Origin of the sequence: Nocardioides solisilvae, from assembly GCF_003194625.1 — a bacterium.
Lineage (GTDB): Bacteria > Actinomycetota > Actinomycetes > Propionibacteriales > Nocardioidaceae > Nocardioides > Nocardioides solisilvae.
Window position 1 is genome coordinate 137,156 of record NZ_QHKX01000003.1, and the last position, 20,117, is coordinate 157,272.

Genomic DNA, 20,117 nt, shown 5'->3' on the forward strand with positions numbered 1-20,117 from the left:
TGGTCTCGCTGTGGGAAACAGCACTCACCCGTGCCACGCCGCGCGCCCGGGGGCGCAGGTCAGGCGATGGCCGCCTGGCGCTCGACCTCCACGACGCGGATCAGGCGGGACAGGTGCAGCATCCGGCGGACCGCGGGACCACAGCCGCGCAGGGTGAGGTGGTGCCCGTCCCGGACGGCCTGACGGGTCGCGACGGCGAGGAGTCGCAGGGCCGTGACGTCGACGGCGCTCACCTCGCTCAGGTCGACCACGACGTCGGCGTCCCGGTGCACCTCCAGGTGCGCGTAGACCGCGCTGCGCACCTCGAGGGTGCTGCGCACGTCGAAGTCGCCCCTCAGCACCAGCGTCGCTCCGTCGGCGAGGATCTCCATCGCTGCCCCCTTCCCGGCGCCCGACCGCCGGATGTCGGAGCCGTCCCCCGACGCCTCCGCTGGTCCTGTCCGTCGCCCCGTTGCGACGCACACTGACCTGTTAGACGTGTTACTACCCCAGAAGGTTGGTTCTCAACCACCACCATTTCCTGGCGCGGCGACCAGCAGGCCGATTATCGGACGCCGGTCGGAAGGACCCGCCGGTAATGTGACAGATGGGTCTCGTGGGGACTCCGTGACCAGAGGGACGCCCAGCCCGCGGTGCACCCCGCCCCGGGCGCCCCGCCGCCGCGGGGACGGGCCGGGCTAGGCTCGGCCCATGGTCAACCTCACCCGGATCTACACCCGCACCGGCGACGCCGGCACCACCCGGCTCGGCGACATGAGCGAGACGTCGAAGACCGACCTGCGCCTGGCGGCGTACGCCGACGTGGACGAGGCGAACGCCGCCATCGGCGTCGCGCTGGCCGTCGGCGGGCTCGACGGCGAGGTGGACCGCGTGCTGACCCGGATCCAGAACGACCTCTTCGACGTGGGCGCCGACTTCTGCACCCCGGTGGTCCCCGACCCGGAGTACCCCCCGCTCCGGATCGAGCAGTCCTACGTCGACCGGCTCGAGGCGTGGTGCGACGAGTACAACGCCGACCTGCCGGCCCTCCGCTCGTTCATCCTCAACGGCGGCACCCCGGGTGCGGCACACCTCCACGTCGCCCGCACCGTGGTCCGCCGGGCCGAGCGCTCCGCGTGGGCCGCCTGGGCCGAGCACGAGGAGACGATGAACAAGCTGGCGATCACCTACCTCAACCGGCTCTCCGACCTGCTCTTCATCCTCGCCCGGCGCGCCAACACCGAGCGCGGCGACGTCCTGTGGGTGCCCGGCGGCGAGCGCGACTGAGCCGGGGGCCGGCGCTCAGCGGACGGGGCGCAGGTCCCAGTTCGTGCCGGGCGGGCCGGCCTCGAGCCAGGCCTGGAACCCGGTGAGCGAGGACCTGCTCATCGCCAGCTCGACCGTGCCCTCGGGGGTCACGCAGGAGACGACCACGTGGCCCGCGTACAGCGAGAGCTGCTCGGGCCCTTCCGCGGGACGCTGACCCGCGTAGCTGACCTTCTCCCGGTCCCAGACCCGGGACGGGCGCGGCGACAGCGAGAAGATGCGGAACCACTCCAGGGAGTCCCCGGTGTAACGCCCCAGGCCGAGGACCCAGCCACGCCCCGGACGTTCGGCATGGGCCCGGTGGCTCAGCTCGAAGGTCCCGCCGTGGCGGGACAGCGCACGGCGGCGCACGATGAGCGCCACGCCGTAGCAGAGCAGCAGGACCAGGAGGACCCCGAGGACGTCGAGCACGACGAGCCAGACCGGCATCCCACCTCCTCACGGAACAGGCCCCCAGAAATGCAGCAGGGTGAGCCCACGGTCCACCCGTGTGCTCACCCTACTGGTGTGGTTCAGCGCGTCGTCAGGAAGCCCTCTCCACGGCGCGGATCCGCGCCTCGGCGCGACGCAGGGCCTCGGCGGCCTCGTCGTCGTTCTCGCCGGCCTGCTTGGCACGGTCGTACTCCGCCCGGGCCTTCTCGAGGTCGATCTCGTGGGACATCTCGGCCCGCTCCGAGAGGATCGAGACCCGGTTGTCGGCGACCGAGAGGAAGCCGGCGTCGACGGCAGCCACCCAGGTCTCGCCCTCGGCGGTCTGCACGTCCACGACGCCCTCGATGATCACCGAGAGCATCGGCGCGTGGTGCGGCAGGATGCCGACGTCCCCCTCGGTGGTGCGGGCGATGACCATCTTGGCCTGGCCCGACCACACGAGACGGTCGGCGGCGACCAGCTCGACCTGGAGCAACGAGTCGGACGCCATCACAGGTTCTTCTGGATCTCGGCCCACTTGGCCTCGACGTCGTCGAGACCGCCGCACATGAAGAACGCCTGCTCGGCGACGTGGTCGTACTCGCCGTCCGCGATCTTGTTGAACGCCTCGATGGTGTCCTTGACCGGGACGGTGGAGCCCTCGATGCCCGTGAACTGCTTGGCCACGTAGGTGTTCTGCGACAGGAACCGCTGGATCCGGCGGGCCCGGGAGACGATGATCTTGTCCTCCTCGGACAGCTCGTCGACACCCAGGATCGCGATGATGTCCTGCAGCTCCTTGTTGCGCTGGAGGATCTGCTTGACGCGGATCGCGGCGTTGTAGTGGTCCTGGCCGATGTACTGCGGGTCGAGGATCCGCGAGGTCGACGTCAGGGGGTCAACGGCCGGGTAGATGCCGAGCGACGCGATCTCGCGGGAGAGCTCGGTCGTGGCGTCCAGGTGGGCGAAGGTGGTCGCCGGCGCCGGGTCGGTGTAGTCGTCGGCGGGCACGTAGATCGCCTGCATCGAGGTGATCGAGTGGCCGCGCGTCGAGGTGATCCGCTCCTGGAGCTGACCCATCTCGTCCGCCAGGTTGGGCTGGTAGCCCACGGCCGACGGCATCCGGCCCAGCAGGGTGGAGACCTCGGACCCGGCCTGGGTGAACCGGAAGATGTTGTCGATGAACAGCAGCACGTCCTGCTGCTGCACGTCGCGGAAGTACTCCGCCATCGTCAGCGCGGCCAGCGCGACGCGCAGCCGGGTGCCCGGCGGCTCGTCCATCTGGCCGAACACCAGGGCGGTCTGGCCGATGACGCCGGCCTCCTCCATCTCGACGATGAGGTCGTTGCCCTCACGGGTGCGCTCGCCGACGCCGGCGAACACCGACACACCGCCGTGGTCCTTGGCGACTCGCGCGATCATCTCCTGGATGAGCACGGTCTTGCCCACGCCGGCGCCGCCGAACAGGCCGATCTTGCCGCCCTGCACGTAGGGGGTCAGCAGGTCGATGACCTTGATGCCGGTCTCGAACATCTGCGTCTTCGACTCGAGCTGGTCGAAGGACGGCGCCTTGCGGTGGATGCCCCAGCGCTCGTTGACCTGCAGGGTCTCGCCCTCGGCGAGGTTGAGGCAGTCACCGGTGGTGTTGAACACCTTGCCGAGGGTGACGTCGCCGACGGGCACCGTGATCGGCTCGCCGGTGTCGGTCACCTGGGCACCGCGGACGAGGCCGTCGGTGGGCTTCATCGAGATCGCACGGACCATGCCGTCGCCGATGTGCTGGGCGACCTCAAGGGTGATGGTCTGGGTCTCGCCGCCCAGGGTCAGGTCGACCTTGAGGGCGTTGTAGATCGCCGGCATCGCGTCGGTCGGGAACTCGATGTCCACGACCGGGCCGATGACGCGCGTGATACGGCCGACACCGCCGGCGGCGCCGGAGGCCTTCGTCTCTTCCACAGTGGCAGTCATGTCTCTCACTTCTCCGCAATCACTCTTGGCCGGCGTTCGCGTCGGCGAGGGCGTTGACGCCACCGACGATCTCGCTGATTTCCTGGGTAATGCCAGCCTGGCGGGCCTGGTTGGCGATTCGCTTGTACTTCTTGATGAGCTCGTCGGCGTTGTCGGTCGCCGCCTTCATCGCCTTCTGACGGGCGGCCAGCTCGGAGGCGGCCGCCTGCAGGAGGGCGAAGAAGATGCGGCTCTGGACGTAGCGCGGCAGCAGGGCGTCGAGCACCTCGGAGGCCGACGGCTCGAACTCGTAGAGCGGGAGCAGGTCGCCCGGCTCCGGAGCCTCGGTGCCCTCCACGACCTCCAGGGGCAGCAGGCGGACGGCCTGCGGCTCCTGCACCAGCATCGACCTGAACCGGGTGAAGACCACGTGGACCTCGTCCACCCCGGGCGGGGTGTCCTCGTCGGCCTCGGTGTCGTCGTCGTTCAGGAACGCCGAGATGAGCGTGGCGCCGATGTCGGCCGCCACGTCGTAGGTCGGCTGGTCGGAGAACCCGGTCCACGCCTGGACCACGGCCCGCTGGCGGAACTTGAAGTAGCCCTCCGCCTTGCGGCCGGTGACGTAGAGGTCGACCTCCTTGCCCTCCTCGCGCAGCTTCTCGACGAGGCGCTCGGCCTCCTTGAGCACGTTGGAGGAGTAGGCCCCGGCGAGGCCGCGGTCGCTGGTCACGACCAGGACCGCGGCCCGCTGCGGGTTCTCGGGCTCGGTGGTCAGCGGGTGGTCGACGTTGGAGAACGTCGCCACCGCCGAGACCGCACGGGTCAGCTCACGGGCGTACGGCGCGGCCGCCTGGGCCCGCTGCTGCGCCTTGATGATGCGAGACGCGGCAATGAGCTCCATGGCACGCGTGATCTTCTTCATCGACTCCGTCGACTTGATCCGCGCGCGGTACTCACGTACCGAGAGAGCCATGGTCAGCCCCGCTTCTGCTTGACGATCTGCTCCTGCTCGACGTCCTCGTCCTCGAGGGCGACGTGCTCCTCCTTGCCGGCCTTGATCGACTGGCCGTCGGAGGTCTCGAACTGGTCGAGGAAGGAGTCGTACGCCTTCTCCAGCTCGGACTCGGTCGAGTCCTCGAACTTCTGCGACTCGCGGATGCCCGCGAGGATGCCCTCGTGCGAGCGGCGCAGGTAGTCGAGGAACTCGTTCTCGAAGCGGAGCACGTCCTCGGTGGGCACCTTGTCCAGGCGACCCGAGGTGCCGGTCCACAGGGAGACGGTCATCTCCTCGAGCGGGTACGGCGAGTACTGCGGCTGCTTGAGCAGCGCCATGAGGCGCTGACCGCGGTCGAGCTGCTGGCGGGAGGCGGCGTCGAGGTCGGAGGCGAACATCGCGAACGCCTCCATGGCGCGGAACTGCGCCAGGTCGACCTTCAGCGAGCCGGTCACGGCCTTCATCGCCTTCGTCATCGCCGAGCCGCCCACGCGGGAGACCGAGACGCCGACGTCGATGGCCGGACGCTGGTTGGCCGCGAACAGGTCGGACTGCAGGAAGATCTGGCCGTCGGTGATCGAGATGACGTTGGTCGGGATGAACGCCGAGACGTCGTTGGCCTTCGTCTCGATGATCGGCAGGCCAGTCATCGAGCCCTTGCCCATCTCGTCGGAGAGCTTCGCGCAGCGCTCGAGGAGCCGGGAGTGCAGGTAGAAGACGTCGCCCGGGTAGGCCTCGCGGCCCGGCGGGCGGCGCAGCAGCAGGGAGACGGCCCGGTAGGCCTCGGCCTGCTTGGTCAGGTCGTCGAACACGATGAGGACGTGCTTGCCCTCGTACATCCAGTGCTGGCCGATGGCCGAGCCGGTGTATGGCGCGAGGTACTTGAAGCCGGCCGAGTCGGACGCCGGGGAGGCCACGATGGTCGTGTACTCCAGCGCGCCGGCCTCCTCGAGGGCGCCACGCACGGAGGCGATGGTCGAGCCCTTCTGGCCGATCGCGACGTAGATGCAGCGGACCTGCTTGTCCGGGTCGCCGGACTCCCAGTTCTGCTTCTGGTTGATGATCGTGTCGATCGCGATGGTGGTCTTGCCCGTCGCGCGGTCGCCGATGATCAGCTGGCGCTGGCCGCGGCCGATCGGGGTCATCGCGTCGATGGCCTTGATGCCGGTGGCGAGCGGCTCGTGGACCGACTTGCGCTGGACCACGGTGGGCGCCTGGAGCTCCAGGGCCCGTCGGTCGCTCGTCTCGATGTCGCCGAGGCCGTCGATCGGCTTGCCGAGCGGGTCGACGACCCGGCCCAGGTAGCCCTCGCCCACGGGGACCGAGAGGATCTCGCCGGTGCGGCGGACCTGCTGGCCCTCCTCGATCTTGTCGAAGTCACCCAGGACGACGACACCGATCTCGCGGGTGTCCAGGTTCAGGGCGATGCCCAGCGTGCCGTCCTCGAACTCGAGCAGCTCGTTGGCCATGACGGAGGGCAGGCCGCTCACGCGGGCGATGCCGTCCGCGGCCTCGGCCACGGTGCCGACCTCTTCGCGGCTGGCCGTCTCGGGCTTGTAGTCCGACACGAAGCGCTGCAGCGCGTCCCGGATCTCGTCCGGACGGATCGAAAGCTCCGTCATTTCCTCATCCTTACTTTCGGGTGCTGAAGTTCTTGGGGGTGTGGTGCTGCTGGACCGGCTCAGCCGGCGAGGGCACGACGGGCGTCGTCCAGCTTGCTGGCCACCGTGCCGTCGATGACGTCGTCACCGATCTCGACGCGGATGCCGCCGATGACCTCGGGGTCGACGACGACGTTCAGGTGGATCTCACGGTCGTACTGCCGGCGCAGGGCGGCGGCGAGACGCTCCTGGTCGGCCGGCGCGAGCGGCTGGGCCACCCGGACGGTCGCGACCTTCTGGCCGTGGATCGAGGCGGCCAGCGACTGGTAGGTGTCGAGGGCGACGACCACGGTCCGGTGGGTCCCGGAGAGCGCCTGCTCGGCCAGGGTCACGGTGGCGGGCAGGGCCCGTCCCTCCAGCAGACCCCGGAGCAGCGCCCGCTTGTCCGCGGTGCTGCGGGCCGGGTCGGAGAGCGCGTCGCGCAGCTCCGGGTTGGCGCCGAGGACCTCGGAGAGCGAGAACAGCTCGTCGGCGAGGCGACCGGAGTCGCTGCCGGCGGACTGGACGACCGCGCGCACCCCGAGCTCCTCGAGCACCAGGGGCAGGTCGCGCGGCTGGGTCCACCGGTGGCCCACGGCGGCCTCGGTGAGGCGAAGCGCCGCGTCGGAGAGCTTGCCGCTGAAGAGCTGCCGCACGAGCCCGGACTTCGCCGACCGGTCGACCGACACGTCGGTCGCCACCCGGCGAAGGCCCGGCTCGCTGCGCAGCACCTCGGCCACGCCGAACAGGTCGTGACCGACCTGGTCGGCGTTCGCCGCGCCGGCCAGGGCGCTCGAGAGCGCCCCGGTCAGCGAGGCGTAGGCCTCGGCGGAGGCACCACGGAAGGACATCAGCTGGCGCCTTCCAGCTCGGCGAGGAAGCGGTCGACGACCCGCCGCTGCCGCTCCTCGTCGTCCAGGCTCTCGCCGACGATCCGACCGGCGAGCCCGGTGGCCAGGGTCCCGACCTCCGCCCGGAGCGAGGTGACCGCCTGCTGGCGCTCCGCCTCGATCTGGGTCTTGCCGTGCTCGACGATGCGCGTGGCCTCGGCCTGGGCCTGCTCACGCATCTCGGCCACGATGGCGGCGCCCTGCTCGCGCGCCTCCTCGCGGATCCGCGCGGCCTCGTGACGGGCGTCGGCCAGCTGCTTCTCGAGCTCGGCCAGCTTGGCGTCCGCCTCGGCCTGCTTGGTCTCGGCAGCGGCCAGGCCGCCCTCGATGGCGGCAGTGCGCTCGGAGTACGCCTGCTCGAAGGCGGGCACGATGAACTTCTTCACCAGGAGGAACAGGATGGCGAAGAAGACGAGCGCGAGAACCATCTCGACCGGGTGCGGGATCAGGGGGTTGAGCTCCCCTGCCGCCCGGATGCTCTCATTCTGCATGGGCAGGTCCTTCTAGTCGGATCAGTCGGTGGTCGGCCTGGCCTGCGTCAGAGGACGAAGGCGAGGGCGATGCCGATGATGGCGAGCGCCTCGGCGAGCGCGAAGCCCAGGATGGCGATCGGCTGGAGGCGACCCTGCGCCTCGGGCTGGCGCGCCACGCCGTTGATGTAGGCAGCGAAGATGAGGCCGACGGCGAGGCCCGGACCCACGGTCGCGAGGCCGTAACCGAGCATGTTGAGAGAGCCTTCCACGGCTTCTTCCTTTCGTTGGTCCCTGAGCGGGTTTCTTGGTGGGTGTTGCGCTTGCGGTTGGTACGGAGGTCGACCGGCGCGAGCCGGGCCGACGTCAGTGCTCGTCTGCCAGGGCCCCGGAGATGTACATCGAGGTGAGGAGGACGAAGACGTAGGCCTGCAGGGCCATCACCAGCATCTCGAGCACGCAGACCATCATGAACATGACGAACGAGAGCACGCCGGCCACGGGGGTGAAGCCGCTGGTGTGGAGGAGCAGGTACTCGCCACCGAGGGCGAAGAGGATGAGCAGCATGTGCCCGGCGAACATGTTGGCGAAGAGACGCAGCGCCAGCGTGACCGGGCGGACCAGGATGTTGGAGAAGAACTCCAGGGGGACGAGGAGCGCCAGAACCGGGCCCTTCACGCCACCCGGCACGGTCTGCAGCTTGAAGTAGCCGGCGAACCCGTGCTTGCGGATGCCGACCGCGTTGTAGACCACCCAGCTGAGCGCCGCCAGCGCGTAGGCCATGCCGGCCCGCGAGAACGTCGGGAACTGGAGCCCCGGGATGAGCCCGAAGTAGTTGTTGACGAGGATGAAGAAGAAGAGCGCCACCAGGTACGGGACGAACCGCATGAAGTCGTGGCTGCCGATGATGTCGCGGCCCAGGCCGTTGCGGACGAAGCCGTAGGCGCTCTCACCGACGAACTGGAGCTTGCCGGGCACCATCGCCCGCTTGCGCGAGGCGTAGTAGAAGAACGCGAAGATCACGACCACGGAGAGCGCGAGCTGCAGCATCGGCTTGGTGACGCCGAGGTACATCGTCTGCCCGAGGAACTCGAAGGTCGGAGCGGTCTCGCTGGTGTACCCCACCGGGGGGAGGTTGAAGTCGCCCGGACCGGGAGGGGTGAACCCCTCGGTCGGGATCGCGCTCATCGCGAGTGCACTCACGCTGTCTCCTGTGTCTGCCGCGCTGCTGATTTCACTTCGTGTCCTGGTCGCCCGGTGAGCCGGGCGTGGCGAAGACCCGCCAGGTCAGGTAGAGGCCGAGAACCGCTCCCACGACGATGCCGATCCCCACCAGGTAGGTGGTTCCCCACCACTGGTCCAGCCCCCATCCGACGAGTCCGTAGAACGCCACGCCGGTGAGCACGTAGCTGAACGCCCGCCAGGGGTCCTGGCTCGGCGGTTCGCCCGCGTCGTCGGCGCGGCCCTCGGGGGTGTCGTGCTGAGCCATCGCGCTCCGGACAATAGCAGTCGTGGACGGTCACCTCGCACCCGCCTCCTCCCGGCCGGACGGCAGCGCGGGGCGCACGTCGTAGAGCAGCACGCGCGCCCTGGAGCCGAGCCAGACCTGGGCGCAGACCCAGGCCACGACGACGGTCACGACACCTCCCACGAGCCACTGCGGGTGCAGGGTCTCCCCCAGCGCGCCGGAGCGGTCGAAGGAGGTGAGGACCGCGGTGAGGACCACCAGCTGCAGGCCGTAGGTCAGCAGCGCCACCAGCAGCGACGCCGAGGGCATCGCGTGGGCGACGACGTGGACCACGAAGGAGCCGAGCACGAGCACGGTGAGCACCGAGCCGGCGCCGGTGGCAGCCCCGAGGGCGGCCTCGCGGCCCCCTGCGGCGGCGGCCACGGCGACCACCAGGAGCCCAAGCGCGCAGGCCGCGAGAGCCGCCTGCAGCAGGACGCCGAGACCGGGGTCCCGGTGGTCCTGCATCGTCTCGGTCGTCATGGTGGCGGCCGTTCCTGTGGAGGGCGGGGGGCAGGCCCGCGGCGTGCCGCCGGCGCTCGTGAAAACTATCACAAGGGGGCCCCGCCCTCGAAACCGGGCGACCTCAGGGCTGTTCCGGCGCGGGGTGGCCGGGAGCGCTCACGCGTGGGAGCAGGAACGTCAGGGCGACCGCGAGCACCGTCGCCACGGCGAGCCCGATCCAGACCTGCGGGCCGGTGAACAGGCTCGTCACCACTCCCCCGAAGCCGATGAGGGCCGCCCACGTCCACATGATGAAGACCGCCCTGCGCTGGGAGTGCCCGATCTCCAGGAGGCGGTGGTGCAGGTGCTGCTTGTCGGGCGCGAAGGGCGAGCGACCCGCCCTCGTCCGGCGGACCACCGCCAGCACCAGGTCGGCCATCGGCACCAGCAGCAGGGAGACGGGGAGGAGCAGGGGCAGCATGACCACCCAGCCGGCGGCTGCGCCCTCCCGGCCGAAGGAGATGGCCGAGCCCTGGAACTGCCCCGTGAGCGCCAGCGCGCTCGCGGAGAGCACGAGCCCCAGCAGCATCGACCCGCTGTCCCCCATGAAGAGGCGGGCGGGGTGGAAGTTGTGCGGCAGGAAGCCCGCGCAGGCACCGGCCAGCGCGGCGCTGAGGAGGGCGCCGGTCGTCGCCAGCGTGACGCCGTTGAGGTCGGAGAGCTGGTAGCAGAAGAGGAAGAAGGCGCAGGCGCCGATGCCGACCACCCCCGACGCCAGCCCGTCGAGGCCGTCGACGAAGTTCACGGCGTTGACCGTGGCGACGACCACCACCACCGTGAGGATCGCGCCCTGGGCCGGGTCCAGCGCGAGCTGCCCTCCCCCGCTGTCGGGGAAGAAGTAGAACTTCACGTCGAAGAAGACGAGCAGCCCGGCGGCCAGCACCTGGCCGCCGAACTTCGTGAGGGCGTCGATGTCGAAGATGTCGTCGAGCACCCCCACGGCGCAGATCAGCGCCCCGGCCCCGAGCACCACCGCGACGTCGCGGAAGACGAAGGGGTCGCTGCGGGAGAGGAAGGGCAGCTCGCGCGCCACGGCGTACGCCGCGACCAGGCCGCCGAGCATGGCGAGCCCCCCGAGGTACGGGATCGGCTCGTCGTGCACGTCGCGGTCGCGCACGGCCGCCACGGCGCCGGTGCGCAGCGCGATCTCGCGGGCGATGACGGTGAGCAGGTAGGTGCTCGCCGCCGCGACGAGGAAGACCAGGAGGTACTCGCGCATCAGTCCCCGTCCGCGTCGTCGGCGACCGTGCCGACGGAGAGGCCGAGCGGCTCGAGCACCTCGTCCAGCGCCGCGGCGTCGAGCGCCCCCCAGCGGAGCACCGCGGGACGGGTGCCGGTGGCGTCGACGATCGTCGAGGGCTCGCCGCCCCGCGACGGACCGCCGTCGACGACCACCTCGACCCGCCCGCCGAGCATCCGCTCGGCCTCGTCGGCGTCGCGGGCGGGCGGCTCGCCGGTGAGGTTGGCCGAGCTCACGGCGAGCGGGCCGGTGCGCTCAAGGACGGCGAGGGCGACGGGGTCGTCCGGCATCCGCACCGCGACGGTGCCGCGGGTCTCCCCCAGGTCCCACTGGAGCGAGGGCTGCTGGTGGCACACGAGCGTCAGCGGACCCGGCCAGAACGCCTCGACGAGCAGGTGGGCGTAGCGCGGCACCCGCGTGGCGAGCGCCTCCAGCGTGGTGGCGCTGCTGACCAGGACCGGGGGCGGCTTCTCCCGTCCGCGCCCCTTGGCCGCGAGCAGCGCGCGCACGGCGCCCGCGTCGAAGGCGTCGGCCCCCACGCCGTAGACGGTGTCGGTGGGGATCACGACGAGCTCGCCCTGGCGGACGGCCAGGCTGGCGGCCTCGACGGCCGCCTCCCGCTCGGCGTAGGTGGAGGTCGGGAGTCGCATGGTGGTCATCGTGCCAGTCGCGCCGTCACGAAGCGCGGGCGACCGGCCAGGTCGTGGTGGTCGCGCACCTCGCGCCACCGTCCCGCCGCGACGAAGACCGCGGGGGCGCTCTCGCCCTGGGCGTCCGCGTGCTCGGCCCCGACGGCCCCGCCGGGCGCCAGCAGCCGCGCCGCCCGCCGCTCGAGCACGCGCATGGCGTCGAGGCCGTCCTGCCCGGAGAAGAGGGCCAGGTGGGGGTCGTGGTCGCGCGCCTCCACCGACACCGACTCCCACGCCTCGAGCGGGATGTACGGCGGGTTGCAGACCACCACGTCGACCGTGCCGGCCAGCTCCTCGAAGGCGTCGGCCATGTCGCCCAGCCTGAGGTCGACCGAGGTCCCGGCGAGGTTGCGGGCGGCCCACGCGTGCGCCGCCGGGTCGAGCTCGACGGCGTGCACCCGTGCGGCCGGCACCTCGTCGGCCACCGCCCGGGCGATCGCCCCCGAGCCGGTGCAGAGGTCGACCACCACCGGCGCCCTCCCGGACGCCGCCGTCCGTCCGGCCTCCTCGATCGCCCAGCCCGCGAGCAGCTCGGTCTCCGGGCGGGGCACGAAGACGCCGGGCCCGACGGCCAGCTCGACGTGGCGGAAGCCGGCGGACCCGGTGAGGTGCTGCAGCGGCTCGCGGGCGCACCGGCGCGCCACCAGGGCGTCGTACGCCGCGGCCACCGCGGCCGGCACCTCGTCCAGGAGGACCAGCCGCCCCAGCGGGACCCCCGCCGCGTGGGCCAGGAGCTCGTCGGCGTCCCGGTCGGGACTGGCCACCCCAGCCTCCCGCAGCCGCGCCGCCCCCGACCGTCGCAGGTCCCGCGCCGCGTGCGCGCTCATTGCTCCAGCTCGTCGAGCCGCGCGGCGAGGTCCGCGTCCAGGCAGCTGGCCAGGACCGGTCCCAGGTCTCCGTCGAGGACCTGGTCGAGGTTGTGAGCCTTGTAGCCGGTGCGGTGGTCGCTGATCCGGTTCTCGGGGAAGTTGTAGGTGCGGATCCGCTCCGACCGGTCGACGGTGCGCACCTGGCTGCGCCGGGCCTCGCTGGCCTCGGCGTCGGCGTCGGCCTGCGCCGCGGCCAGCAGCCGGGCCCGCAGGATGCGCATCGCCTGCTCCTTGTTCTGCAGCTGCGACTTCTCGTTCTGGCAGCTCACGACGATGCCGGTGGGGACGTGGGTGATCCGCACGGCGGAGTCGGTGGTGTTGACGCTCTGGCCGCCGGGGCCCGAGCTGCGGAAGACGTCGACGCGGAGGTCGTTGTCGTCGACCACCACGTCGACCTGCTCGGCCTCCGGAAGCACGAGGACCCCGGCCGCGGAGGTGTGCACCCGGCCCTGGGACTCGGTCACGGGGATCCGCTGCACCCGGTGGACGCCGCCCTCGAACTTGAGCATCCCGTACGGCGCCTCGCCCGGCTCCGGCGTCCCCTTGGCCTTCACGGCGACCGTCACGGACTTGTAGCCCCCGAGGTCCGACTCGTTGGCGTCGAGGACCTCGGTCCGCCAGCCGCGCTGCTCCGCGAAGCGGGTGTACATCCGCAGCAGGTCGCCCGCGAAGAGCGCGGACTCCTCGCCGCCCTCCCCCGACTTCACCTCGAGGATCGCGTCCTTGGCGTCGGCCGGGTCGCGCGGGACCAGCAGCCGCCGCAGCCGCTCCTCCGCGACGCCCCGGCGCTCGAGCAGCGCCTCCGCCTCGGCCGCGAACTCGGGGTCCTGCCCGGCGAGCTCGCGGGCGGCCTCGACGTCGTCGCCCAGCCCCTGCCACTCCCGCCAGGCGGCGAGCACCGACGAGAGCTCGGCGTAGCGCTGGTTGAGCGTCTTGGCCAGGCGCTGGTCTGCGTGGGTCTCGGGGGCGCCCAGCCGCTGCTCCAGCTCGGCGTGCTCCCGCACCAGGCCCTCGACGGCCTCGAACACCGGCTCCTCCTCGGTCGCGTCTGCGTGGCGGCCCGGGCGGCGGCCCGGGCTGCGGAAATCACGAACGCCGGTCACCCACACCCAGGTGGGGACCGGCGTCCGTGGAGCGGCTACTTCTTGGCAGCCTTGGCGTAGCGGGCCTCGAACCGGGCCACGCGGCCACCGGTGTCGAGGATCTTCTGCTTGCCGGTGTAGAACGGGTGGCACTGCGAGCAGACGTCGGCGTGCATGCGCCCCGACGTGGCAGTGCTGCGGGTGGTGAACGACGCGCCGCAGGTGCAGGTGACCTGGGTCTCGACGTACTCCGGGTGGATGTCCTTCTGCATGTCCGTGTCCTCTCGAGGTCGCCGGGTCGTGCCGCCTGGTGCAGGCACGTGAACCGGAACCGACACACCAGTGTGCCACCCGCTGCAACGCAGGCGGAAATCAGGGTGTTCCCGAGGTCTCGTCCCGCCGTCGTCGCGCCTCGTCGAGGTCGCCGAAACCGGTGCGCTCCATCCGGCCCCAGTCGTGCCGCGTGCGCCGCACCGCCTCGAGCAGCCCGCCCAGCCGCCAGAAGGCGTTGAGCTGGCGGTAGCCGAAGTTCTCCTCCACCGCCGCCCAGACGGCCCTCGCGAGGTCGGGCATCCCGCGGTAGCGACGGAAGGTCAGCTCCTCGGCCAGCAGCGCGATCAGCGTGACGAGCACCGCGAACAGGATCGAGGCCGTGAGCAGCAGGACCACGACGGGCAGGTTGACCACGTCCCAGCCGGGCGCCCACCACGCCTCGGCCACCAGCGACCCGCCCAGGAACACCATGAGGAGCAGCCCCAGCACCTCCACCACCGGCGCCAGGAGCTCGAAGACCACGAACCACGGCATCGCGATCACCCCCACCACGCCGTAGCGCGGCCGCAGCAGCATCCTCTTGTGGCGCCACATGATCTCGGCGAGCCCGCGGTGCCATCGGCGACGCTGCTTGCGGAGCACGGCGCGGGTGGTCGGCGCCTCCGTCCACGCCACCGGCTCGGGCACGAAGACCACCCCGGCGTGCCGGTCGGTGTCGCCCAGGTGCCGGTGCAGCCGCACCACGAGCTCGGCGTCCTCGCCGATGGTGTCGACCGAGAGCCCGTCCACCTCGAGCAGCACGTCCCGGCGGAAGGCGCCGAAGGCCCCCGAGATGACGAGCAGGCCACCCGCGCGGCTCCAGCCGGAGCGGCCGACGAGGAACGCCCGGAGGTACTCCACGACCTGGATCCGCGAGAGCCAGGTGCGGGGCATCTTGATGTCGATGACGCGGCCCCGGTCCACGCGGGAGCCGTTGGCGACCCGCACCACTCCCCCCGCGGCGACGACGTGCCCCGGGTCGTCGGCGAAGGGCCGGGCGACGTTGAGCAGCGCGTCGGGGTCCAGGAGCGAGTCGGCGTCGACCATGCAGACCAGCTCCTTGCGGGCGTAGTTGATGCCCACGTTGAGGGCGTCGGCCTTGCCCCCGTTGGTCTTGACCACGAGCGCGAGATTGCGCCGACCCTGGGTGCTCACCCAGGTGGAGAGCACCTCGCCGCGGGTCTCGATGTCGCCGGAGGGGACCAGCGGCACCTCCTGCATGGCGAAGGCCTCGATGAGCCGGGCCGAGGTGTCGTCGGTCGAGCCGTCGTCGACGACCACGACCTCGAAGTCGGGGTAGCGCAGGGAGGTCATCGCCATCACCGACGTGACGATCGTCTGCGCCTCGTCGTGGGCCGGCATCAGCACCGAGACCCCCCGGGCGTGCGGGTCCAGGAACCACTCGTCGTAGCCGGCGTACGCCAGGCGGCGGCGGTGGGCGCTGAGGTCGACCAGCGCGAGCACGGTGAGCAGCACGAAGCTGGCGTTGATCAGCACCGAGTAGGCCGCGAAGAGCGCCGCCGACCACAGGACCACCGACTCCACCAGGGGGACCAGGTCAGCCACCGGCCGTCACCAGCCTGCGCAGGGCCAGGGTCTCCCGGACGACGGGGTGGGCCGCGCTCGCCTCGAGGGTGCGACGCCCGGCGTGGCCGCAGCGCTCCAGCGCCTGGGCGGCCGCCCGCGCCACCTCGACCTGGGGGTCGCGCAGGCCGGCGGCCAGGAAGGCCACGCTGCCCGGGCCGCCGATCATCCCGAGGGCCTCGGCCGCGGTGCGTCGGACCTCGGTGGAGTCGTGGTCCAGCAGCTCGGCCAGCGACATCACCGAGGTGTGCGAGCCGAGGTCGCCCAGGGCGTTCGCGCAGGCGACGACGAGCTCGTCGGAGCCGGAGCCGAGGGCCGCCTGGAGGGTCGGCACCGCCGAGTGCCCGCCGACGAGGCCGAGGGCCTCGGCCGCGAGGAACTGGCGACGCTGGTCGACCGGCGACTCGGAACCGTCCCCGGCCAGCGCCTTCTCCAGGACGGGCACGGCGGATCCGCCGATGCGGTCGACGGTGGCCAGGAAGTCGTGGCGGAGCCGGACCTCGCCGGCCGCCGCGTCGAGCAGCGCCTGCACCACCTCGTCGCCCTGGTAGGACGCCAGCGCCAGCATCGCGCTGCGACGGCCGGCGAACTCGGTGTCCTGCAGCCCGCGCAGCAGCCGGGGCAGGCTCGCCGGGTCGGCGAGGATCCCCAGCTGGTACATCCCGCGGCAACGCCGGACCACGGAGCCGCTGGCCGCCAGCCGCTGGGCGTCGTGCAGCGACCCCCAGTCGCGCATCAGCTGGCGGAGCCGGTCCCGGGCGTCCCCCTTGAGCTTGGGCACCAGCGCGAAGGCGTCGTCGAAGACGGCGGTCCGCTGGCTCCGGCTGGTGCGCAGCAGGGCCAGCGTCGCGGCCTCGACCTCCTCGGGGTCACCGAGGGTCAGCAGCAGCACCTGGTTCCAGACAGGCGCACGGGTGCGGAGCCGCCGCTCCTCGCGCCGGTCCCGGATCAGGCGGACGACGACGAGCAGGACCACCACCGCGAGGCAGAGCACCCCGCAGGCCAGCGCCGCGACCCATGCGAGCCGCTCGAGGGTCATGCGAAGGTCATCGGGCCCGCGTCAGCAGTGCCTGGACGCGCGAGGCCAGCTCGCGGGGGCTGAAGGGCTTGGTGATGTAGTCGTCGGCCCCGGAGTCGAACCCGGTCTCGACGTCGGACTCCTGGGCCCGCGCCGTGAGCAGGATGACCGGCAGGTCGGAGAGCGAGGGGTCGTTGCGGATCACGCGGACCGCGTCGAGGCCGGACATGCCCGGCATCATGACGTCCAGCACGGCCAGGTCGGGACGCTGGCGCTGCACCTCGTCGACCGCGGAGGCGCCGTCGGCGACGGCGACCACGTCGTGGCCCAGGGTGGAGAGCTTGAACTCCACGAGCTCTCGGATGTCGACGTCGTCGTCGGCGACAAGGATGCGTGCCATGGGTCTTCGTGTTCCTCCTGCTGGGACTGTGCTCCCAGCGTAGGTGTTGCGGCTCCGCGCCGGGCGGAAACGGCAACGTGGGGCGCACCGCGCCCCACGTTACTCAATAAAGGGTATGGATATAGGTATGGCGCTCGGGTCAGGACCGCTTCGCCAGGTCCGGTCCCGACTTCTGCACCCACGTGAGGAGCTCGATGTTGCTCTGGGTCCCGCGCAGCCGGTCGACCAGCAGCTCACGCGCCTCGCGCGCCTCCATCCCGGCGAGGGAGCGGCGGAGCGTGCGCACGATCGTGAGCTCCTCCCCCCCGAGCAGGAGCTCCTCGTGCCGGGTGCCGGAGCGCGCCACGTCGACCGCGGGGACGGGGCCCTGCCCCGCCGGGTCGAGCACGAGGCGAAGCGTCATGCTGGCGGTACCCCGGAACTCGTCCAGGAGGACGTCGTCGACCGGGGAGCCGCTGTCCACCGCCGTCGCGAGGATGGTGAGCGAGCCGCCGTCCTCCACGTTGCGCGCCGCGCCGAAGAGGCGCTTCGGCGGGTGCAGCGAGGCGGCGTCGACGCCGGCCGCCAGGGTCCGGCCGCCCGAGGGCGCCGTCGCGTCGTAGGCCCGGCCGAGGCGGGTCAGGCTGTCCAGGAGCAGGACCACGTCGTGCCCGAGCTCGACGAGCCGCTTCGCACGCTCCACGGCGAGCTCGGCCAGCGTCGTGTGGTCGGCCGCCGGCCGGTCGAAGGTGGAGGCGATCACCTCGCCGCGGACGGCCCGCTGGAAGTCGGTCACCTCCTCCGGCCGCTCGTCGACCAGCACGACCATGAGGTGGCACTCAGGGTGGTTGGCGCTCACGGACGCCGCGACCGCCTGCACGACGGTGGTGCGGCCGGCCTCGGGGGGTGCGACCACCAGGCCGCGCTGGCCCTTGCCCAGCGGCGCGAGGAGGTCGACCGTCCGGCCCACCAGGTCGTCGGGCCCGGTCTCGAGCCGCAGCCGCTCCGTGGGGTGGACCGGGGTGGAGGAGGCGAAGTCGGGCCGCTCGCGGGACGCCTCGGGGTCGGTCCCGTTGACGGTGTCGATCCGCACCATGGGGTTGAACTTCTCGCGCCGCTCCCCCTCGCGGGGCTGGCGCACCTGGCCCACGACGGCGTCGCCCCGGCGCAGGCCGTACTTGCGCACCATCGCGAGCGACAGGTAGACGTCGTCGGTGCCGGGCAGGTAGCCGCTGGTCCGCACGAAGGCGTAGTTCTCCAGGACGTCCAGGATGCCGGCCGCAGGGACCAGCACGTCGTCCTCGAGGATCGTGGTGTCCGGCTCGCCCCGACCCGCGCGCCCGGCCGGCTGCCGCTCCCGGTCCCGGCCACGGCGGCGGCGGTTCCGCCGGCTGCCGCCCTCCTCGTCCCCGTGGTCGTCGTGCTCGTCGGCGTCGGCGCGGCTGCGCCGGTCCTGCTGGTCCTGGCGGCCCTGCCTGTCCTGCTGGTCCTGCCGGTCCTGCCGGTCCTGCTGCCGGCCCTGCCGGTCCTGACCCTGCCGGTCCTGCCGGTCCTGCTGACCCTGCCTGTCCTGCTGGCCCTGCCTGTCATGCTGGCGGCCCTGCCGGTCGCCCTTCTCCTGCTGAGCCTGCTTGTCCTGCTTGTCCTGCTTGTCCTGCTTGTCCTGCTGCCTGTCCTGCTGCGCCGGCTCCCGAGCCTCCTGGCCCTTCTTCTCGTGCTGCTCCCCCGCGTCCTGGCCGCCGGCGGCACGCTGGCGCTGACGGGTGCGCTCCCGCCGGGTGGTGGTGACCACGCGGTTGCCCTCGCCCTCGGTGGCCTCCCGCTCCCCGTCCTGCTGGCGCTGCTGCGGGGCTCGCTCGGACGCCTGGTCGGACGCCTGGTCGGACGCCTGGTCGGCCGCCTGCTCGGGGGCTCGCTCTGCCTGCCGGGCCTGCCGCGGCGCCTGCTCGGCCGCCTCCGGCGCACCGTTCGCGGGCGCTCCGGACTTCCGGCCGGTGGGCGTCCCCAGTCCCTTGATCGCCTCGACCAGCTGGGCCTTGCGCATCCCGCTGGCGCCGGGGATCCCGAGCTGCTGGGCCATCGCCTTGAGGTCTGCCAGCAGCATGCCGTTGAGGCTGCCCGCACGCTTGCGGGGCGCGGCGCCGCTCGGGGCCGCGTCGGTGGTTCCGGTCGGGTCCGGGGTTTCGCTCACGTCAGTCCTGCCGTGTCAGTGCCGCGCGGCCCAGCCGCGGGCGTGTCGAGGAGTCCCGCCCCGGACGATCCAGGGCCCGCGGGCCAGGGACGAGCCGGGAGGAGTGCTGCACCGCCGGCGTTCGACCACCAGGACCGGTGCGTACGCCGAGTGGCGCGGGCTCACGGTAGCACCGGGTCAGCCCTCGACGACCAAGGCTCCCTGGCCGGAGACCTCGAGGTGCTCCGCCCGCCACCCGCGAGGGGCCCGCCGGAGGAGGCCGGGGACCGAGGCGGCGTCGGTGAGGGCCAGCACCGTGGGGCCTGCGCCGGAGACCACCGCCGGGACCCCCGTGTCGCGGAGCGCGTGGACGAGCGCGAGCGTCGCCGGCATCGCCGGCTCCCGCTGCTCCTGGTGGAGCAGGTCCTCGGTCGCGACCAGCAGGCTCTCGGGTCGTCCGGCGAGCGCCGCGACGAGGAGGGCGGCCCGCCCGGCGTTCCGCGCCGCGTCCGCGTGCGGCACCTGGGCGGGCAGCAGGCCCCGGGCCGCCTCGGTGGAGACCGGCTCGGGCGGGACGAACGCGACGGTGGTGAGGCGCGGGTCCACGGTCGCCTGCACGCTGAACCAGCGGTCCTCGTGGCGCCCGGAGATGGTGAACCCGCCGTGCAGCGCGGGCGCGACGTTGTCGGGGTGCCCCTCCAGGTCGGCGGCGATCGCCAGCAGCACCTCGTCGTCGAGCAGCAGCGCGCCCCCGGCGACCAGCGCCCGGGCCAGGACCAGCCCGCCGACGATCGCGGCCGAGGACGAACCCAGCCCGCGGGCGTGCGGGATCGCGTTGCGGCAGGCGAGGGCCAGCCCCGGGGGCTCGGCGTCCATGGCCGCGAAGCCGGCCCGCATCGCCCGGACCACCAGGTGGCGCTCGTCGAGCGGCACGCCGTCGCTGCCCTCGCCCTCGACCGTCACGTCGAGGCCGCCGGAGGTCACCTCGGCCACCAGCTCGTCACGCAGCGCCAGGGCGAGGCCCAGGGTGTCGAAGCCGGGACCGAGGTTGGCCGAGGTCGCGGGCACGGTGACCCGCACGGGCCCCGCCACGAAGGTCGCCACGC

Annotated in this window: 23 protein-coding genes; 1 reads left to right on the top strand and 22 read right to left on the bottom strand. The window is 72.2% G+C overall.

Annotation, left to right across the window (positions count from 1 at the left end):
* Positions 1 to 59 precede the first annotated feature (59 nt).
* The gene (locus DNK53_RS11950) at positions 60 to 371 is read right to left on the bottom strand and encodes an STAS domain-containing protein (RefSeq protein WP_110182574.1); all 312 of its coding nucleotides are present in this window, start codon (positions 369 to 371) and stop codon (positions 60 to 62) included.
* 319 nt (positions 372 to 690) lie between these two features.
* Between DNK53_RS11950 and DNK53_RS11955 the strand changes: the two genes are divergently transcribed.
* A complete protein-coding gene (locus DNK53_RS11955; RefSeq protein ID WP_110182575.1) occupies positions 691 to 1,266 on the top strand; it encodes a cob(I)yrinic acid a,c-diamide adenosyltransferase in 576 nt (191 codons plus the stop codon).
* Positions 1,267 to 1,281: 15 nt separating this feature from the next.
* Here the strand turns inward: DNK53_RS11955 and DNK53_RS11960 are convergent, their stop codons facing one another.
* The 21 genes from DNK53_RS11960 to thrB all read right to left on the bottom strand — a co-directional run bounded on the left by DNK53_RS11960 (position 1,282) and on the right by thrB (position 20,115).
* A complete protein-coding gene (locus DNK53_RS11960; RefSeq protein WP_110182576.1) occupies positions 1,282 to 1,734 on the bottom strand; it encodes a DUF2550 domain-containing protein in 453 nt (150 codons plus the stop codon).
* A gap of 94 nt (positions 1,735 to 1,828) precedes the next feature.
* On the bottom strand, positions 1,829 to 2,227 hold the full coding sequence (locus DNK53_RS11965; protein ID WP_110183126.1) for a F0F1 ATP synthase subunit epsilon: 399 nt from the start codon (positions 2,225 to 2,227) through the stop codon (positions 1,829 to 1,831).
* Positions 2,227 to 3,684, bottom strand: a complete 1,458-nt coding sequence (gene atpD, locus DNK53_RS11970) for a F0F1 ATP synthase subunit beta (RefSeq protein WP_110182577.1) — start codon at positions 3,682 to 3,684, stop codon at positions 2,227 to 2,229. The genes DNK53_RS11965 and atpD overlap by 1 nt, the downstream gene beginning before the upstream one ends.
* Positions 3,685 to 3,703: 19 nt before the next feature.
* Positions 3,704 to 4,636: a F0F1 ATP synthase subunit gamma gene (locus tag DNK53_RS11975; protein ID WP_110182578.1), complete on the bottom strand. Its 933-nt coding sequence runs from the start codon at positions 4,634 to 4,636 to the stop codon at positions 3,704 to 3,706.
* Between the two features lie 2 nt (positions 4,637 to 4,638).
* Positions 4,639 to 6,279, bottom strand: coding sequence for a F0F1 ATP synthase subunit alpha (gene atpA, locus DNK53_RS11980; RefSeq protein WP_110182579.1), 1,641 nt, complete (start codon positions 6,277 to 6,279; stop codon positions 4,639 to 4,641).
* Positions 6,280 to 6,338: 59 nt separating this feature from the next.
* On the bottom strand, positions 6,339 to 7,148 hold the full coding sequence (locus tag DNK53_RS11985) for a F0F1 ATP synthase subunit delta (RefSeq protein WP_110182580.1): 810 nt from the start codon (positions 7,146 to 7,148) through the stop codon (positions 6,339 to 6,341).
* Entirely contained in the window at positions 7,148 to 7,678 is a 531-nt protein-coding gene (locus DNK53_RS11990) for a F0F1 ATP synthase subunit B (RefSeq protein WP_110182581.1), read from the bottom strand. The genes DNK53_RS11985 and DNK53_RS11990 overlap by 1 nt, the downstream gene beginning before the upstream one ends.
* A gap of 47 nt (positions 7,679 to 7,725) precedes the next feature.
* Positions 7,726 to 7,929: an ATP synthase F0 subunit C gene (locus DNK53_RS11995; RefSeq protein ID WP_275425755.1), complete on the bottom strand. Its 204-nt coding sequence runs from the start codon at positions 7,927 to 7,929 to the stop codon at positions 7,726 to 7,728.
* A gap of 94 nt (positions 7,930 to 8,023) precedes the next feature.
* Positions 8,024 to 8,860 carry a F0F1 ATP synthase subunit A gene (gene atpB, locus DNK53_RS12000; protein WP_338041027.1) on the bottom strand — a complete coding sequence of 279 codons (837 nt, stop codon included), beginning with the start codon at positions 8,858 to 8,860 and terminating at the stop codon, positions 8,024 to 8,026.
* Between the two features lie 31 nt (positions 8,861 to 8,891).
* A complete protein-coding gene (locus DNK53_RS12005) occupies positions 8,892 to 9,146 on the bottom strand; it encodes an AtpZ/AtpI family protein (protein ID WP_110182583.1) in 255 nt (84 codons plus the stop codon).
* A gap of 30 nt (positions 9,147 to 9,176) precedes the next feature.
* On the bottom strand, positions 9,177 to 9,647 hold the full coding sequence (locus tag DNK53_RS12010; RefSeq protein ID WP_110182584.1) for a hypothetical protein: 471 nt from the start codon (positions 9,645 to 9,647) through the stop codon (positions 9,177 to 9,179).
* A 103-nt stretch (positions 9,648 to 9,750) separates the two neighbouring features.
* Positions 9,751 to 10,887 carry a glycosyltransferase family 4 protein gene (locus DNK53_RS12015; protein ID WP_110182585.1) on the bottom strand — a complete coding sequence of 379 codons (1,137 nt, stop codon included), beginning with the start codon at positions 10,885 to 10,887 and terminating at the stop codon, positions 9,751 to 9,753.
* Positions 10,887 to 11,558, bottom strand: coding sequence for an L-threonylcarbamoyladenylate synthase (locus DNK53_RS12020; protein ID WP_275425756.1), 672 nt, complete (start codon positions 11,556 to 11,558; stop codon positions 10,887 to 10,889). Before DNK53_RS12020 ends, DNK53_RS12015 begins: the two co-directional genes overlap by 1 nt.
* Before the next feature lie 5 nt (positions 11,559 to 11,563).
* Positions 11,564 to 12,424, bottom strand: a complete 861-nt coding sequence (prmC, locus tag DNK53_RS12025) for a peptide chain release factor N(5)-glutamine methyltransferase (protein ID WP_110182587.1) — start codon at positions 12,422 to 12,424, stop codon at positions 11,564 to 11,566.
* Positions 12,421 to 13,494 (bottom strand): peptide chain release factor 1, encoded by a 1,074-nt coding sequence (gene prfA, locus DNK53_RS12030; protein WP_110182588.1) that lies wholly within the window; start codon positions 13,492 to 13,494, stop codon positions 12,421 to 12,423. The genes prmC and prfA overlap by 4 nt, the downstream gene beginning before the upstream one ends.
* 110 nt (positions 13,495 to 13,604) lie before the next feature.
* Positions 13,605 to 13,820 carry a 50S ribosomal protein L31 gene (gene rpmE / locus DNK53_RS12035; RefSeq protein WP_110182589.1) on the bottom strand — a complete coding sequence of 72 codons (216 nt, stop codon included), beginning with the start codon at positions 13,818 to 13,820 and terminating at the stop codon, positions 13,605 to 13,607.
* 100 nt (positions 13,821 to 13,920) lie between these two features.
* On the bottom strand, positions 13,921 to 15,426 hold the full coding sequence (locus DNK53_RS12040) for a glycosyltransferase family 2 protein (protein WP_204163902.1): 1,506 nt from the start codon (positions 15,424 to 15,426) through the stop codon (positions 13,921 to 13,923).
* A complete protein-coding gene (locus DNK53_RS12045; protein WP_110182590.1) occupies positions 15,419 to 16,483 on the bottom strand; it encodes a HEAT repeat domain-containing protein in 1,065 nt (354 codons plus the stop codon). Before DNK53_RS12045 ends, DNK53_RS12040 begins: the two co-directional genes overlap by 8 nt.
* A 7-nt stretch (positions 16,484 to 16,490) precedes the next feature.
* Complete coding sequence (locus DNK53_RS12050) at positions 16,491 to 16,862, bottom strand: response regulator transcription factor (RefSeq protein WP_110182591.1); 372 nt, start codon at positions 16,860 to 16,862, stop codon at positions 16,491 to 16,493.
* 139 nt (positions 16,863 to 17,001) lie between these two features.
* A complete protein-coding gene (rho, locus tag DNK53_RS12055) occupies positions 17,002 to 19,032 on the bottom strand; it encodes a transcription termination factor Rho (protein ID WP_110182592.1) in 2,031 nt (676 codons plus the stop codon).
* A gap of 177 nt (positions 19,033 to 19,209) precedes the next feature.
* Entirely contained in the window at positions 19,210 to 20,115 is a 906-nt protein-coding gene (thrB, locus tag DNK53_RS12060; protein WP_110182593.1) for a homoserine kinase, read from the bottom strand.
* Positions 20,116 to 20,117 lie beyond the last annotated feature (2 nt).

Bases quoted from the DNA above. Each gene is read 5' to 3' on its own strand.
- DNK53_RS12005 (WP_110182583.1), bottom strand. From the start codon at position 9,146: ATGGCTCAGCACGACACCCCCGAGGGCCGCGCCGACGACGCGGGCGAA.
- DNK53_RS11955 (WP_110182575.1), top strand. From the start codon at position 691: ATGGTCAACCTCACCCGGATCTACACCCGCACCGGCGACGCCGGCACC.
- DNK53_RS12045 (WP_110182590.1), bottom strand. From the start codon at position 16,483: ATGACCCTCGAGCGGCTCGCATGGGTCGCGGCGCTGGCCTGCGGGGTG.
- DNK53_RS11975 (WP_110182578.1), bottom strand. From the start codon at position 4,636: ATGGCTCTCTCGGTACGTGAGTACCGCGCGCGGATCAAGTCGACGGAG.
- atpA (WP_110182579.1), bottom strand. From the start codon at position 6,279: ATGACGGAGCTTTCGATCCGTCCGGACGAGATCCGGGACGCGCTGCAG.
- DNK53_RS12015 (WP_110182585.1), bottom strand. From the start codon at position 10,887: ATGCGCGAGTACCTCCTGGTCTTCCTCGTCGCGGCGGCGAGCACCTAC.
- prmC (WP_110182587.1), bottom strand. From the start codon at position 12,424: ATGAGCGCGCACGCGGCGCGGGACCTGCGACGGTCGGGGGCGGCGCGG.
- DNK53_RS11960 (WP_110182576.1), bottom strand. From the start codon at position 1,734: ATGCCGGTCTGGCTCGTCGTGCTCGACGTCCTCGGGGTCCTCCTGGTC.
- DNK53_RS12010 (WP_110182584.1), bottom strand. From the start codon at position 9,647: ATGACGACCGAGACGATGCAGGACCACCGGGACCCCGGTCTCGGCGTC.
- atpD (WP_110182577.1), bottom strand. From the start codon at position 3,684: ATGACTGCCACTGTGGAAGAGACGAAGGCCTCCGGCGCCGCCGGCGGT.
- DNK53_RS11950 (WP_110182574.1), bottom strand. From the start codon at position 371: ATGGAGATCCTCGCCGACGGAGCGACGCTGGTGCTGAGGGGCGACTTC.
- DNK53_RS11985 (WP_110182580.1), bottom strand. From the start codon at position 7,148: ATGTCCTTCCGTGGTGCCTCCGCCGAGGCCTACGCCTCGCTGACCGGG.
- DNK53_RS11965 (WP_110183126.1), bottom strand. From the start codon at position 2,227: ATGGCGTCCGACTCGTTGCTCCAGGTCGAGCTGGTCGCCGCCGACCGT.
- rpmE (WP_110182589.1), bottom strand. From the start codon at position 13,820: ATGCAGAAGGACATCCACCCGGAGTACGTCGAGACCCAGGTCACCTGC.
- DNK53_RS12020 (WP_275425756.1), bottom strand. From the start codon at position 11,558: ATGCGACTCCCGACCTCCACCTACGCCGAGCGGGAGGCGGCCGTCGAG.
- DNK53_RS11990 (WP_110182581.1), bottom strand. From the start codon at position 7,678: ATGCAGAATGAGAGCATCCGGGCGGCAGGGGAGCTCAACCCCCTGATC.
- DNK53_RS12050 (WP_110182591.1), bottom strand. From the start codon at position 16,862: ATGGCACGCATCCTTGTCGCCGACGACGACGTCGACATCCGAGAGCTC.